Consider the following 15277-nt stretch of genomic DNA (forward strand, 5'->3'; position numbering starts at 1 on the left):
GAATCACACCCCGAGGGGGACGCCGCCTACGCGTCCGATCCGATGCTCGATTCTTCGAACGACGTATCGTCGTCGTACGCGGAGAGCCGCGTCCACGCGTCTTCGCCACGCGTGAAGCGTGGCATCCTCGGTCACGCCCGCGAGCTGTTTCGCCTTCGTCACGACAAGAGCACGTCGCGCGTGGGCCTCGCGGCCGCCTGCTTCGTCGGGCTGTTCAGCCTCATCGGCGGACGCCTCGTCTTTCTTGCCGTCACGAGCGAGAATACGAGCGAAGTGCGCCGCGCGGCCTCATCGGAAATCTCCGCGGCCCGTCCCGACATCGTCGACCGGAACGGCGAGATTCTGGCGACGGACGTGAAGATGGTGTCGGTCTTCGCCGAGCCTCGCAACATCATCGACAAGGACGAGGCGGTCGAACTGCTCACCGCTGTCCTGCCCGATCTCGACGCCACGGATCTCCGTAACAAGCTCGGCACCAAGAAGGGCTTCGTCTGGGTCAAGCGCGAAATCACGCCGCGCCAGCAGGCGGAAGTGCATCGCCTCGGCATTCCAGGCATCGGGTTCCTGCCGGAGAACAAGCGCATCTATCCCAACGCGGAAGCCGCAGCTCACGTGCTCGGCTTCGCCAACGTGGACAATGTCGGCATCGCCGGGATGGAGAAGTATATCGACAGCATGGGCCTGCAGGATCTCAACGGCGCGGGCTTCAACATCTCCGCCGCCGATCTGAAGCCCGTCCAGCTGTCCCTCGACCTGCGCGTGCAGCACGCCCTGCGCGACGAGCTCGTGAAGGGCATGGCGAAGTTCAAGGCCAAGGCGACGGCGGGCGCGATCCTCGACGTGAACACCGGCGAGATCATCGCCCTCGTGTCGCTGCCTGACTACGACCCCAACAATCCGGTGGATGCGCTCGACAAGGACCGGATCAACCGCATCAATGTCGGCGTGTTCGAGATGGGCTCGACCTTCAAGGCCCTGACGGTCGCGATGGCGCTCGATTCCGGAAAGTACAACATCAACTCGACCTTCGATGCGCGCTCCGGCCTGCGCTACGGCAAGTTCACCATCGGCGATTACCATGCCACGCACCGGGTGCTCACCACGCCGGAAGTCTTCGTGCACTCGTCGAACATCGGCACCGCGCGCATGGCGCTCGGCATCGGCGTGGAGGGACACAAGGCCTTTCTGCGCAAGATGGGGCAGCTCTCGCGTCTCGAGACCGAGCTGCCGGAAAGCGCTCTTCCGATCGTTCCGCCGCGCTGGGGCGAACTCAACACCATGACCATCGCGTTCGGCCACGGCCTCGCGGTCGCACCGCTGCAGGCGCTCATGGCCGTCGGCGCCTTGGTCAACGGCGGCGTGCTGATCAAGCCGACCTTCATCAAGCGCACCGAGGCCGAGGCGCGGCAGAACGCCCTGCAGGTGATCAAGCCCGAGACGAGCGAAGCCATGCGCTACGTGATGCGTCTCAACGCCTCCGTGCCGGAAGGCTCGGCGAGCGCTGCGGCCATCGCGGGCTTCTTCGTGGGCGGCAAGACCGGTACGGCCGAGAAGGTGATCAACGGCCGCTATTCCAAAAACAAGAACCTCACGACCTTTACGGCGGTTGTGCCGGCCGACAAGCCGAAATACGTGTTCCTCACCATCATGGACGAGCCACAGGCCGTGGAGGGGACCTATGGCTTCTCGACAGCAGGCTGGAACGCTGGCCCCGTGACGGGAAACATCGTCGAGCGCGTGGCGCCGCTGCTCGGCGTGCCGCCGCGCTTCGAGCCGCCTTCGCAACCATTCCCGTTGATGTCGCGCCTCGGCGCCTGGGGCAGCAACCGATGAGCGCGCAGACCAGGACACTCGGTGATCTGATCGTTGAAGCACAAGGGCATGAGCATGCCCCTCTTGCTATCTCGAAGATCGCCTCCGACAGCCGCAAGGTGGGGCAGGGCACCCTGTTCTTCGCCGTGCCCGGCACGAAGGTGGATGGCATGAGCTTCGTGCCGCAGGCGGTGGCCGCCGGCGCGGTCGCTGTCGTCGGCGAGGCGGCGCGTCCGTCCGATCTGCCGGGGCATGTCGCCTATGTTCAGGTCGCCGACGTGCGCTGTACGCTGGCTCTTGCGGCGGCGCGCTTCTATCCGAGGCAGCCGGAAAAAGTCGTCGCCGTCACGGGGACGAGCGGCAAGAGTTCGGTGGCCGACTTCACGCGCCAGCTTTTCGCGCATCTGGGCTACAAGTCCGCGAGCGTCGGCACGCTCGGCATCATCACGTCCGATGGGGCCGCCTACGGCTCGCTCACGACGCCGGATCCGATCTCCCTGCACGAGAGCTTCGACCGCTTGGCCCATGACGGCGTCACGCGGCTTGCCATGGAGGCGTCCTCGCACGGCATCGACCAGCGTCGTCTCGACGGCGTGCGCCTGCAGGCTGCGGGCTTCACCAATCTCGGGCGCGATCATCTCGATTACCATGCCACGACGGAAGCCTATGCCAAGGCGAAGATGCGCCTGTTCGACACGCTTCTGCCCGACGATGCGCCAGCCGTCATCAATGCGGACGGACCCTATGCGGATGTCTTCCTGCAGGGCGTGCGCGACCGCGGGCTGAGGCTCATCACCACGGGCAGCACGGGCGAGACGATCCGTCTCGTCGAAGCCCGCACTGAGGGCTTCACCCAGGCTCTCACCGTCGAGGCATTCGGAAAGACCATCCGGACGATGCTTCCTCTGCTGGGAGCCTTCCAGGTCGAGAACGCCCTCGTGGCGGCGGGCCTCGTTCTCGCCGTCGAAGGCGAGGGCAGGGCGGAACAAGTGCTCGAAGGTTTCAAGACGCTCAAGGGCGTGTCGGGCCGCCTGGAGCAGGTGGGCGAGGTCGATGGCGCGATCTGCATCGTCGATTACGCGCACAAGCCCGATGCGCTCGCCCATGTGCTCGATGCCCTGCGGCCCTTCGTGAAGGGCCGTCTCTTCTGCATCGTCGGGTGTGGCGGCGACCGGGATCGGGGAAAACGTCCGCTTATGGGACGCATCGCCTCCGACAAGGCCGATATGGTCATCGTCACGGACGATAATCCTCGCTCCGAGGATCCGGCCGCCATTCGGGCCGAGATCATGAAGGCCGCGCCCGGCGCACGGGAAATCGGCGACCGTGCCGAGGCCATACGCACGGCCGTGAACGAACTCCGAGCGGGCGATATTCTGGTCGTGGCCGGCAAAGGTCATGAAACCGGCCAAATCATCGGCGACCGGACCCTGCCGTTCTCGGACCACGATGAGGTCCGGGCGGCCATTGCGGAGAGGCAGGGATGAATTCGCCCCTATGGACCCTGGATGAAATCCTAGCCACCACCGGCGCCCGCGTCGGTGGTGGCTTCGCGCAGGCGACAGGCGCGTCCATCGACACGCGCACGCTGGAGCCGGGCGATCTCTACTTCGCCATCAAGGGCGATGTGCATGACGGGCACGATTTCGTGGCGGCGGCCCTGGAGAAGGGCGCAGCGGCGGCTTTCGTGTCGGAGGAAAAGGCTCCTGCCTTCAAGGATTCCGACAGGCTCATCGTCGTGCCGGACGTGCTCGAAGCCATGCGCCAGCTTGGGCGCGCCGCGCGCCAGCGCACGGATGCGAAGATCGTCGCCATCACCGGTTCCGTCGGCAAGACCGGCACGAAGGAGGCCATGCGCCTCGCGCTCGGCCGTCAGGGTGCGACCCATGCCTCGGTCGCTTCCTACAACAATCATTGGGGCGTGCCGCTGACCCTCACCCGCATGCCGCGCGAGACCGCCTACGGCGTGTTCGAGATCGGCATGAACCATGCGTATGAAATCCTGCCCCTGACCGGCATGGTGCGTCCGCACGTGGCCGTGATCACCACCGTCGAACCCGTCCATATCGAGTTCTTCCCTTCGCTTTGGGGCATCGCGGATGCGAAGGGCGAGATCTTTGCGGGGCTGGAGCCCGGCGGCACGGCGGTCATCAGCCGCGACAACGCCTATTTCGAGCGCATGCGCGCCCATGCTCATGCGTCCCCAGCCGGCCGCGTAATCACTTTCGGCGAGCACGAGGCGGCCGATATCCGGGCTCACCGCATCATCGTGAAGCCGGATCATTCGGTCGTGGATGCGACGATCTTCGGCCAGCCGCTGACCTACAGGATCGGAACGGCGGGCCGGCATATCGCGCTCAATTCCTTGAGCGTGCTGGCTGCCTCCCATGCGCTGGGCGCCGACCTTGCGCTGGTGGCGCTCTCCTTTGCAGAACTGAAGCCGCCGGTCGGCCGGGGCGAGCGGACCATGCTCGCCATGGGCGACCATGAGGCCTTGCTGATCGACGAGAGCTACAACGCCAACCCGGCCTCCATGCGCGCGGCCTTTGCCAATCTGGGTGCTGTCGAACTCGGCCGCGGCGCACGGCGTATCGCCGTCCTGGGCGACATGAAGGAATTGGGCGAAACGGGTCCGCGTCTGCACGCCGAACTCGCGGAGGCCATCGAGGCGAACAGGATCGACCTCCTGTTCGCGGCCGGTCCCCTCATGCAGAACCTCGTCGATGCATTGCCGAAGGCCAAGGTCGCCGCCCATGCGGAAACCTCCGCCGAACTGATCGACGCCGTCTGCGCGGCGATCCGTCCCGGCGATGCCATCATGGTCAAGGGCTCGCTCAGCATGAAGATGGCCCTGGTTGTCAAAGCTTTGAAAGAACGTTACGGCGCGAGCCCAACGGCAAACGCGCTGAAAGGATGATCGATGTTGACCTGGTTGGCTGAGTTCAGCCCCTATTTCAGTCCGCTCAATATTTTCCGCTACATCACGTTCCGAACCGGCGGCGCGACGGCGACCGCCTTGCTGATCGTCTTTCTCTTCGGCCCGTGGATGATCTCGCTCCTGCGCCTGCGCCAGGGCAAGGGGCAGCCGATCCGCGAGGACGGGCCGCAATCGCACCTTCTGACCAAGCGCGGCACGCCGACCATGGGCGGCCTGATGATCCTGGCGGGCGTGCTGATCTCGACGCTGCTGTGGGCGAACCTCGCAAACCATTATGTCTGGGTTGTGCTGTTCGTCACCGTAGGCTTCGGGGCCATCGGCTTCTACGACGATTACCTGAAGGTGACGAAGCAGTCGCACAAGGGCTTCTCCGGGAAGTCGCGCCTCGCCATCGAAGCGCTCATCGCGGCGATTGCCTGCCTAGCGATCTCCTACATGGCGACGCCGGGGCTCGCGAACAAGCTAGCGCTGCCCTTCTCGAAGGACCTGATCTTCAATCTCGGCTGGTTCTACATCGTCTTCGCCGGCTTCGTGATCGTCGGCGCCGGCAATGCGGTCAACATCACCGACGGTCTCGACGGTCTTGCCATCGTGCCGGTGATGATCGCGGCCGGCACCTTCGGCTTCATCGCCTATCTGACCGGCAACGCGGTGTTCTCCAACTACCTGCAGATCCATTTCGTGCCCGGCACCGGCGAGCTTGCGGTGATCTGCGGAGCGCTCATCGGCGCGGGCCTCGGCTTCCTGTGGTTCAACGCGCCTCCGGCCCAGATCTTCATGGGCGATACCGGCTCGCTCGCTCTCGGCGGGCTTCTCGGCACCGTCGCGGTGGCTGCCAAGCACGAATTCGTTCTTGCCATCGTCGGTGGCCTCTTCGTGCTGGAGATCATGTCCGTGATCATCCAGGTCACGTCGTTCAAGCTCACGGGCAAGCGCGTCTTCAAGATGGCGCCGATCCACCATCATTTCGAGCAGCTGGGCTGGACCGAGCCGCAGGTGGTGATCCGCTTCTGGATCATCTCCGTCGTGCTGGCGCTCACCGGCCTCGCAACCCTCAAGCTGCGGTAAGGCGCATGATCCCGGTCACCACCTTCGCGGGCAGAACGGTTGCGCTCTTCGGCCTCGGCGGATCGGGGCTGGCGACGGCGCTTGCCCTGAAGGTAGGCGGGGCGCATGTGGTCGCCTGCGACGACAATCCGGTGAAAATGGCGGAAGCCGCCGCGAAGGGCATCGAGACCGCCGATCTGCGCCATGCGGATTGGTCGCGTTTTGCGTCGTTCATCCTCTCGCCCGGCGTGCCGTTGACGCATCCCGAGCCGCACTGGTCGGCGAAGCTGGCGAAAGAGGCGGGCGTCGAGATCATCGGCGACATCGAGCTGTTCTGTCGCGAGCGGGCGAAGATCGCGCCGAATGCGCCGTTCGTCGCCATCACCGGCACCAACGGAAAGTCCACCACGACGGCCCTGATCGCGCATATGCTGCGCGAGGCCGGCCGCGACGTGCAGATGGGCGGCAATATCGGAACGGCGATCCTGTCGCTGGAGCCGCCTTCCGACGACCGCATCCACGTGATCGAATGCTCGTCGTTCCAGATCGACCTTGCGCCGTCGCTAGCCCCGACCATCGGCGTTCATCTCAACCTCTCGCCCGATCACATCGACCGGCATGGGACGATGGAGCTTTATGCGACCATCAAGGAGCGGCTGGTTGCAAAGGCGGGACTTGCCGTCATCGGCGTCGATGATCCGATGAGCCGAGCGATTGCCGAGGTCTGTAAGGCGAGAGGCGTGAACGTGGCTCGGATCTCGGTCGAGCCGCTCGGTGAGAAGGGCGTCTTTGCAGATGGGGAAACGCTCGTTGGCGTGACGGATTCCGGCGCTGCTCCGTTGGCCGATCTGGTGGGAATCGGCTCCTTGCGCGGCGCCCATAATGCGCAGAACGCCGCTGCGGCGGTGGCGGTCGCTCTGGCGCTGAACGTTTCTCCGGAAACGATCCGGTCCAGTCTCTCCACCTTCCCCGGCCTCCCGCATCGCATGGAGGAGGTCGGCCGTATCGGCCATGCCCTCTTCATTAACGATTCGAAGGCCACCAATGCCGATTCCACCGAGAAGGCGCTGAAGTCCTTCGACGATATTTTCTGGATCCTCGGCGGCAAGGCGAAGGAAGGCGGTATCGAGCCGCTGACATCCTACTTCCCGAAAATCCGCAAGGCTTATCTCATCGGCGCGGCTGCGGACGAATTTGCAAAGACGCTCGGCAGCGATGTCGCGTATGTCCGGTCCGGCACGCTCGACAAGGCGGTTGAACAGGCAGCCGCGGACGCGCAGGCTATCGGCGGACCCGCCGTCGTCCTGCTCTCACCGGCCTGCGCATCCTACGATCAATTTCCCAATTACGAAGTGCGCGGAAACCATTTCCGCGATCTGGTCCGGGCATTACCCGGCATCGAAGCCAAGGGGGCTTGAAGATGGTGTCACGCGCGGAACGCTCGGCTTTCGGCGATTGGTGGTGGACGGTCGACCGTCTGCTTCTCGCAGGCCTCGCCATCCTCATGCTGGCGGGTCTCGTCTTCCTCATGGCGGGCGGTCCGCCTGTGGCGGAGCGCCTTGGGCTCTCCACGTTCCACTTCGTGAATCGGCAGGTGATGTTCCTCATCCCGGCGCTGTTCATCATGATCCCGGTCTCGTTCCTGTCGCTGCGCCACATCCGTCGCCTGGCGCTGCTGATCTACGCGCTCGGCATGGCGCTGATCCTGCTGGCTTTCCAGTACGGTCCTGAGATCAAGGGCGCGCATCGCTGGATCATGATCGGCCCGCTCGGCCTGCAGCCGTCGGAATTCGTGAAGCCCGCCTTCGTGGTGCTCTCCGCCTGGGCCTTCTCGGAAGGCGCGCGGCGCAAGGACGTGCCGGGCACGCTGCTGGCGCTTCTTCTCCTGCCTGCCACCATCGTTCCGCTCATTCTCCAGCCCGATTTCGGCCAGACCATGCTCGTCACCATCGTGTGGTGCGGCCTGTTCTTCATCGCCGGGCTGCACTGGTTCTGGGTGATGGGCCTCGGCGGCGCCGGGCTCGTCGGCATCGTGGCGGCCTATGAGTTCCTGCCGCACGTGCGTGCGCGCATCGAGCGCTTCCTCGATAAGGATTCCGGCGACACCTTCCAGGTGGACACCGCGATGGAATCCTTCTCGCGCGGCGGCTGGCTCGGACGCGGGCCGGGGGAGGGCACGGTCAAGCGCATCCTGCCCGACGCTCATACGGACTTCATCTTCGCCGTCACGGCGGAAGAGTTCGGCATCATCGTGTGCATCGCGCTGCTCCTGATCTTCGCCTTCATCGTGCTGCGCGGCCTGACGCTCGCGCGCCGTAGCGAGGACACGTTCTGCCGCCTCGCGGCCACCGGCCTCATCTTCATGTTCGGCCTGCAGGCCTGCATCAACATGATGGTGAACGTGCATCTCATGCCCGCCAAGGGCATGACGCTGCCCTTCATCTCCTATGGCGGTTCCTCGCTGCTCTCGCTCGCGCTCGGCATGGGCTTCCTCATCGCGCTTACGCGGCGGCGCCCGCGCGCCGAGATGATGGACACCTACAATCAGGATTGGCCGCGCGGATGACCGCACCTCTCATCCTCCTGACCGCCGGCGGGACCGGCGGTCATCTTTTTCCGGCCGAGGCGCTGGCGAACGCTCTGAAGGCGTCCGGCGCGCGGGTGGCGCTCGCCACCGACAAGCGCGCCAACGCCTATGCGGGCTCGTTCCCGGCCGACGAGATCGTCGAGATTCCTTCCGCCACGCCCTCCGGCCGCTCGCTGCCGCAGATGGCGAAGGCCGCGCTGCTGCTGGGGCGGGGAACGCTGAAGGCCGCGTCTCTCATTCGTGCGATGAAGCCGGCCGTGGTCGTGGGCTTCGGCGGCTATCCGACCGTGCCGCCCGTGCTGGCCGCGTCCTTCCTCAAGGTGCCGACGGTGATCCACGAGGCGAACGGCGTGATGGGGCGCGCCAACCGGCTGCTCGCCCGCCGCGCCACCGTGATCGCCACGGGCTTCGCGGGCATCAAGGGTGTTCCGGCGAATGTGCCGGGCAAGAGCATCCACACGGGCAACCCGATCCGTCCCGCGGTGCTCGAAGCCGCCCGGCAGCCCTATGCGGGCCTGGATTCGAACGGAAAGCTCCGTCTCCTCGTCGTCGGCGGCAGCCAGGGCGCGCGGGTGATGAGCGACGTGGTGCCCCCGGCCATCGAACGCCTGCCGGCGGACCTGCGGGCCCGTCTTGCCATCACCCAGCAGGCTCGGGGCGAAGACCTAGAGCGGGTTCGCGAACATTACCGGAAGCTCGACGTGGAATTCGAGGCCGAGCCCTTCTTCAAGGACCTGCCGCATCGGCTGGCCCAGGCCGGTCTGGTGGTGTCCCGCTCCGGCGCTTCGACCGTGGCGGAACTCGCGGTGATCGGCCGCCCGTCGATTCTCGTGCCCCTGCCGGGCTCCCTCGATCAGGACCAGGCGGCCAATGCGAAAACCCTTGGAGATCTGGGGGCTGCCATCGTTTGTCCGCAATCGGACTTCACCTCTGAACGGCTGGCAAACGAGATTCAGCTCATTTTTCAAGAGCCTGACCGCTTGACCAGAGCCGCCGCCGCCGCACATAGCGCCAGCATCACGGATGCGGCGGAGCGCCTGGCGCACGTCGTTCTCGCCCTTGTCCCTTCGAACAATAACGGAAAAAACCCATGAAACTGCCGCCGAAGCTTGGTCCCATTCACTTCATCGGCATCGGCGGCATCGGCATGTCGGGCATCGCCGAGGTCATGAACAACCTGGGTTACACCGTTCAGGGTTCGGACGCGGCCGACAATTACAACGTCAGGCGCCTCAACGATAAGGGCATCAGGACCTTCATCGGCCACAAGGCCGAGAACGTGGACGACGCCGAGATCGTCGTGGTCTCGACGGCGATCAAGCGCGACAACCCGGAGCTGATCGTCGCCCGCGAGAAGCGCCTGCCGGTCGTGCGCCGGGCCGAGATGCTGGCCGAGCTCATGCGCTTCAAGTCCTGCGTCGCGGTGGCGGGCACCCATGGCAAGACGACCACGACCTCCCTGGTCGCCACGCTCCTCGATGCGGGCGGGCTCGATCCCACGGTCATCAACGGCGGCATCATCAATGCCTACGGCACCAATGCCCGCATGGGCGACGGCCAGTGGATGGTGGTGGAGGCGGACGAATCCGACGGCACCTTCCTGAAGCTCCCGGCGGATGTCGCCATCGTGACCAACATCGACGCCGAGCATCTCGATCATTTCGGCACCTTCGACGCGATCAAGGACGCCTTCCATTCCTTCATCAACTCGATCCCGTTCTACGGTTTCGCCGTGATGTGCATCGACCATCCGACCGTGCAGGATCTCGTCGGCCGTATCGAGGACCGGCGCATCATCACCTATGGCGAGAACCCGCAGGCGGACGTGCGCATCATGGACGTCGATCCGCGCGGCGGTCAGACCAAGTTCCGCGTCATGATCCGCGACCGCCGTCCCGGCTTCCGCCTCGAACTCGAGGACCTCGTTCTGCCGATGCCGGGCGCGCATAACGCCCTCAACGCCACGGCGGCCATTGCGGTTGCGCATGAACTCGGCGTCACGCCCGATGCGATCCGCAAGGCGCTCGCAGGCTTCGGCGGCGTGAAGCGCCGCTTCACCCGCACGGGCGAGTGGAACGGCGTCACGGTGTTCGACGATTACGGCCACCACCCCATCGAGATCGCAGCCGTGCTCAAGGCCGCGCGCGCCTCGACTGAGGGCCAAGTCATCGCCGTGGTGCAGCCGCACCGCTATTCGCGCCTGGCGTCCTTGTTCGACCAGTTCTGCACCTGCTTCAACGATGCGGATGCAGTCATCGTTGCGCCGGTCTATGCGGCGGGCGAGCAGCCCATTCCCGGCGCCGACCGCGACAGCCTCGTGTCGGGCCTCAAGGCCCGCGGCCACCGCAACGTGATGGCGCTCGAAAAGTCCGAGGAACTCGCGGGCCTCGTGAAGGGGATCGCGAAGCCGGGCGACTACGTGATCTGCCTGGGCGCCGGCAACATCACCCAATGGGCCTATGCCCTGCCGGGCGAGCTCGATGCGCTCGGCGAGAAGGCGGCTTGATAATTCGCGGCACGACCCAAGGTTTCCTCATCCTGAGGAGGGCGCATCGCGCCCGTCTCGAAGGACGGGGAAACCGCTTCCAGTGCTCTCTGGAGACGCCCTCGTCCTTCGAGACGCGAGCTCCTCAGGATGAGGGCTATGGGGTGTTTCATGTTTCCTGATCTTGTTCCCGACCTGAAGGCCCGCATGCCCGAACTGCGTGGCAAGCTGGAGGCGAATGCGCCGACGGCACCTTTGTCGTGGTTTCGCACGGGCGGTCCGGCGCAGGTGCTGTTCACGCCGGTCGATGCGGACGATCTCGCTTACTTTCTGCAGCGTCTCGACCGCGCCATGCCGGTTCTCGTCGTGGGGCTCGGCTCCAACCTGCTCATCCGCGATGGCGGATGGGAAGGCGTGATCATCCGCTTGGGCAAGGGTTTCGCTGACGTGTCGGTCGAGCCCGGTCTGCGCGTGCGAGCCGGTGCCGGAGCGCCCGATGTGAAGGTGGCGCGGGCGGCGGCGGAGGCCGGCATCGCCGGCCTGTCCTTCCTGCGCGGCATTCCCGGCGCCATCGGTGGAGCGTTGCGCATGAACGGCGGCGCCTATGGCGGTGAGACGAAGGACGTGCTCGTCGAAGCCAAGGGCGTCACGCGCACCGGCGAGGCGGTGAGTTTCACCAACGCGCAGATGGGCTTCACCTATCGCCATTCGAGCGTGCCGGACGACGTGATCTTCACCGAAGCCCTGTTTGAGGGCCGCCCTGGGAATTCGGACGAGATTCTCGCCGAGATGAACGCCATCACCGAGGCGCGCTCTTCCACCCAGCCGGTCAATACGAGAACGGGCGGCTCCACGTTCAAGAACCCTCCGGGCAAAAAGGCCTGGGAGCTGGTCGATGCGGCGGGCTGCCGTGGGCTTCGCATCGGCGATGCCCAGGTGTCGGAGATGCATTGCAACTTCCTGATCAACCACGGCACCGCCTCCGCGGCCGATATCGAAGGTCTGGGAGAAGAGGTGCGCCGCCGGGTCCGCGAGATGACGGGCGTGGAGCTCGAATGGGAAATCAAACGGGTCGGGATGGCGAAGACCTGATTCGCATTATTCGGTAAAACCCGGCGTCGTCGGGTGCATGACGGGAGAGACCCATGGCGAAGCACGTTGCCATCCTCTATGGCGGCTGGTCGGCGGAGCGCGAGGTGAGCCTCGCGTCGGGCAAGGCCTGCTGCAAGGCCCTGGAGGATATGGGCTACAAGGTCACTCCCATCGACGTGCAGCCCGACATCGCCACCGTGCTTCAGGCCGTTGCGCCGGACGTGGTGTTCAACGCGCTCCACGGCCGGGTCGGCGAGGATGGAACCATCCAGGGTCTGCTGGAAGTCTTAAGAATTCCCTATACCCATTCCGGTGTCCTCGCCTCGGCGCTCGCCATGCAGAAGGACAAGGCCAAAATGGTCATGGAAGCGGCCGGCGTTCCCGTGCCCAAGGGGAAAGTTGTTAACCGTTCGGAGGCGGCCAAAAGCCACGTTCTGCCTGTTCCCTATGTGGTCAAGCCGGTCCACGAGGGCTCGTCCGTCGGCGTCATCATCGTCCGTGAGGACCGCTCCCATCCGCCCCAGGAACTGATGCGCGAGGACTGGGCCTTCGGCGAAAAAGTCCTTGTGGAATCATATGTTGCAGGCCGGGAACTCACCTGCGCGGTCATGGGCGAAAGGGCGCTCGGGGTGATCGACATCCAGCCTGCCACCGGGGTCTTCTACGATTACGATGCGAAATATGTGAAGGGCGGCTCCATTCACGTCCTCCCGGCAGAAATTAAACCGAATATTTACCAAAAGGTCCAAGAGTTGGCGTTAACGGCGCATCAAGCGCTCGGCTGTCGGGGAATCAGCCGTGCCGACTTGCGGTACGACGATACTCCCGGGGGAACCGGAGAACTCGTCGTTCTCGAGGTCAACACCCAACCCGGCATGACCGAGACGAGCTTGGTGCCAGAACTGGCAGCCCATGCGGGCTATTCGTTTGGCGAGCTTGTGCAATGGATGGTGGAGGACGCTACCTGCAACCGATGACGGCCTACCCGGCCGGATTCGCCGTTGCGCGCCCGGCCTCCGGCTACCGGGAGGCGGGCGCCGCCCCCTTCAAGAAGCCCTCGCGAATCAAGAAGTTCTTCGGCTCCTCGCGCAGCGTGCGCCGGCGTTCGGCCGGCGTTCCGCTCGAGCGGCGCCTCCCTCGTTTCCTCGGAACGGGCCTGGCCCTCGGCTTCTTCGGCGCCGTGGTCGGGTTCGGCCTCTGGCAGGGCGGCCACATCGACGGCTTCATCCGCGAATACGGCGAGCCGCATCATGCGTTGGCGCGGGCCGTCGGCCTCGGCCTCGATCAGGTGACGATCTCCGGCATCTCGCAGATGACCGAGAAGGAAGTTCTCGCCGCTGCGGGAATCAATGCGAAGCTGTCGCTCGCCTTCCTCGACGTGAACGACCTGCGTGAGCGCCTCGAGCGCGTGCCGATGGTCAAGACGGCGACCGTGCGCAAGCTCTATCCGAACGAACTGGTCATCACGCTCACCGAGCGCGAGGCGCACGGGATCTGGCAGAACAATGGCGAGTTGTTCGTGATCGCCGCCGACGGCACCGTGATCGACCTGATGCAGGACGAGCGCTATCTCGATCTGCCGTTCGTGGTGGGCGAGGGCGCCAACACCCGCGGCAAGGAATATCTCGCGCTGCTCGAAGCCGCGGGTCCGCTCAAGAGCCGCATTCGTGCGGGCACCCTCGTGGCCGGGCGGCGCTGGACGCTGAAGATGGAGAACGGCATGGACGTGCGCCTGCCGGAACTCGGGGCCGCCGATGCGCTGGCCCGTCTCGTGAAGCTCGAGAACGAGCAGAAGATCCTGGAAAAGGACGTGCTGGCGATCGATCTGCGCATGGCGGATCGCGTCGTCGTCCGCCTGACGGAAGAGGCAGCCCTGGCCCGCGCCGAGGCGCTCAAGAAGAAACCAATGCGCGGCAAGGGGGTCGACACATGAGTCTCTCGGGTCACGGTTTGACGCCACGCTTGAAGCCGCTTTCCGCGCGCAAGAGCGCCATCCTGTCGGTCCTCGACGTGGGAACGAGCAAGGTCGTCTGCGTCGTGGCGGAACTGAAGCCGGCCGACGAGGTCGAGTCCCTGCGCAGCCGCACCCATGTGGCGCGCATCCTCGGCATCGGCCATCAGCGTTCCATGGGCCTCAAGGGCGGCGTGGTGGTCGATCTGGAAGCGGCCGAAACGGCCATTCGTCAGGCGGTCCACGCGGCCGAGCGGATGGCGAAGGTCGAGATCCAGTCTGTGATCGTCAACCTCACCGGCGGACGTCTCGCGTCCGAGCATTTCGAGGCGCATATCCCGGTGCGCGGCGCGGTGAGCTCCGGCGACATCCATCGCGTGCTCGATGCCGCGTCGAGCTACGACCTGCGTCGCGGCAGGACGGTTCTGCACGCCCTGCCGACCGGCTTCTCGCTCGACCGGCAGCAGCACATCGTCGATCCCGCCGGCATGATCGGCGAACGCCTCGGTGCGGACCTGCACGTGGTCACCTCCGAGGCGGCGGCCGCCCGCAACCTGATGCTCGCGGTGGAGCGCTGCCATCTCGGCGTCGAGGCCGTGATCGCCACGCCTTACGCGGCGGGCCTTTCCGCTCTCGTCGACGACGAGGCCGATATGGGCTGCGCCGTGGTCGACATGGGCGGCGGCACCACGAGCGTCGGCATCTTCTCCAACGGGCATCTGGTTCATTCCGATGCCATCGCGGTCGGCGGTCACCACGTGACCATGGACATCGCGCGCGGTCTCACGACCCGCGTGTCCGCAGCCGAACGGCTCAAGACTCTCTACGGCTCCGCCATCACGTCGAGCGCGGATGACCGGGACATGATCGCGGTGCCGCAGGTGGATGAGGACGAACGGGACGTTCCGAATCATCTGCCGAAGTCGCACCTCGTTCGCATCATCAAGCCACGGGTCGAGGAAGTTCTCGAACTCGTGCGCGACAGGTTGAAGGGCGCGGGCTTTGCGGCCCAGGCCGGACGGCGGGTCGTGCTGACGGGCGGCGCGAGCCAGCTCGTCGGGCTGCCGGAAACGGCGCGCCGCATCTTGCAGGGCCAGGTTCGTGTCGGGCGTCCGCTCGGCATCAAGGGCTTGCCTGAAGCGGCAAAGGGCCCTGCCTTTTCGGCAGTGGTCGGCCTCCTGGTTTATCCGCAGGTGGCACATATCGAGTATTTCGAGCCGCGTTCCAGCGGCTTGTTTCAGAGTACGGGAACCGACGGCTACTTCTCGCGAGTGGGCCGGTGGATTCGCGAGAGTTTTTAAAACGAGTAACGCGTTGGCGCGGCGGGCCATCGTGATGAGTTCAAGTCAACAAGGGTCAGCGTCC

Annotated in this window: 12 protein-coding genes; all 12 read left to right on the plus strand. The window is 65.3% G+C overall.

Annotated elements, in window-relative coordinates; genetic code table 11:
- Positions 1–42 precede the first annotated feature (42 nt).
- The 12 genes from AB4097_RS13665 (at position 43) to ftsA (ending at position 15213) form a co-directional block, all read left to right on the plus strand.
- A complete protein-coding gene (locus AB4097_RS13665) occupies positions 43–1833 on the plus strand; it encodes a peptidoglycan D,D-transpeptidase FtsI family protein (RefSeq protein ID WP_442040379.1) in 1791 nt (596 codons plus the stop codon).
- Positions 1830–3299, plus strand: coding sequence for a UDP-N-acetylmuramoyl-L-alanyl-D-glutamate--2,6-diaminopimelate ligase (locus AB4097_RS13670; protein ID WP_442040381.1), 1470 nt, complete (start codon positions 1830–1832; stop codon positions 3297–3299). Before AB4097_RS13665 ends, AB4097_RS13670 begins: the two co-directional genes overlap by 4 nt.
- Positions 3296–4729: a UDP-N-acetylmuramoylalanyl-D-glutamyl-2,6-diaminopimelate--D-alanyl-D-alanine ligase gene (locus AB4097_RS13675; protein WP_442040383.1), complete on the plus strand. Its 1434-nt coding sequence runs from the start codon at positions 3296–3298 to the stop codon at positions 4727–4729. Before AB4097_RS13670 ends, AB4097_RS13675 begins: the two co-directional genes overlap by 4 nt.
- Before the next feature lie 3 nt (positions 4730–4732).
- Positions 4733–5818, plus strand: a complete 1086-nt coding sequence (gene mraY, locus AB4097_RS13680; RefSeq protein ID WP_442040385.1) for a phospho-N-acetylmuramoyl-pentapeptide-transferase — start codon at positions 4733–4735, stop codon at positions 5816–5818.
- A gap of 5 nt (positions 5819–5823) precedes the next feature.
- Positions 5824–7215, plus strand: a complete 1392-nt coding sequence (gene murD, locus AB4097_RS13685; protein ID WP_442040387.1) for a UDP-N-acetylmuramoyl-L-alanine--D-glutamate ligase — start codon at positions 5824–5826, stop codon at positions 7213–7215.
- Positions 7216–7217: 2 nt separating this feature from the next.
- Positions 7218–8363 carry an FtsW/RodA/SpoVE family cell cycle protein gene (locus AB4097_RS13690; RefSeq protein ID WP_442040389.1) on the plus strand — a complete coding sequence of 382 codons (1146 nt, stop codon included), beginning with the start codon at positions 7218–7220 and terminating at the stop codon, positions 8361–8363.
- On the plus strand, positions 8360–9478 hold the full coding sequence (murG, locus tag AB4097_RS13695; RefSeq protein WP_442040391.1) for an undecaprenyldiphospho-muramoylpentapeptide beta-N-acetylglucosaminyltransferase: 1119 nt from the start codon (positions 8360–8362) through the stop codon (positions 9476–9478). The genes AB4097_RS13690 and murG overlap by 4 nt, the downstream gene beginning before the upstream one ends.
- Positions 9475–10890, plus strand: a complete 1416-nt coding sequence (gene murC, locus AB4097_RS13700; protein ID WP_442040393.1) for a UDP-N-acetylmuramate--L-alanine ligase — start codon at positions 9475–9477, stop codon at positions 10888–10890. The genes murG and murC overlap by 4 nt, the downstream gene beginning before the upstream one ends.
- A gap of 150 nt (positions 10891–11040) precedes the next feature.
- Positions 11041–11961: a UDP-N-acetylmuramate dehydrogenase gene (gene murB, locus AB4097_RS13705; RefSeq protein WP_442040395.1), complete on the plus strand. Its 921-nt coding sequence runs from the start codon at positions 11041–11043 to the stop codon at positions 11959–11961.
- Between the two features lie 53 nt (positions 11962–12014).
- Positions 12015–12938, plus strand: coding sequence for a D-alanine--D-alanine ligase (locus AB4097_RS13710; RefSeq protein WP_442040397.1), 924 nt, complete (start codon positions 12015–12017; stop codon positions 12936–12938).
- Positions 12905–13894 (plus strand): cell division protein FtsQ/DivIB, encoded by a 990-nt coding sequence (locus AB4097_RS13715; RefSeq protein WP_442040399.1) that lies wholly within the window; start codon positions 12905–12907, stop codon positions 13892–13894. The genes AB4097_RS13710 and AB4097_RS13715 overlap by 34 nt, the downstream gene beginning before the upstream one ends.
- On the plus strand, positions 13891–15213 hold the full coding sequence (gene ftsA, locus AB4097_RS13720) for a cell division protein FtsA (protein WP_442040401.1): 1323 nt from the start codon (positions 13891–13893) through the stop codon (positions 15211–15213). The genes AB4097_RS13715 and ftsA overlap by 4 nt, the downstream gene beginning before the upstream one ends.
- Positions 15214–15277 lie beyond the last annotated feature (64 nt).

This window comes from Microvirga sp. 2MCAF35 (genome assembly GCF_052115545.1).
Classification (GTDB): Bacteria; Pseudomonadota; Alphaproteobacteria; order Rhizobiales; family Beijerinckiaceae; genus Microvirga.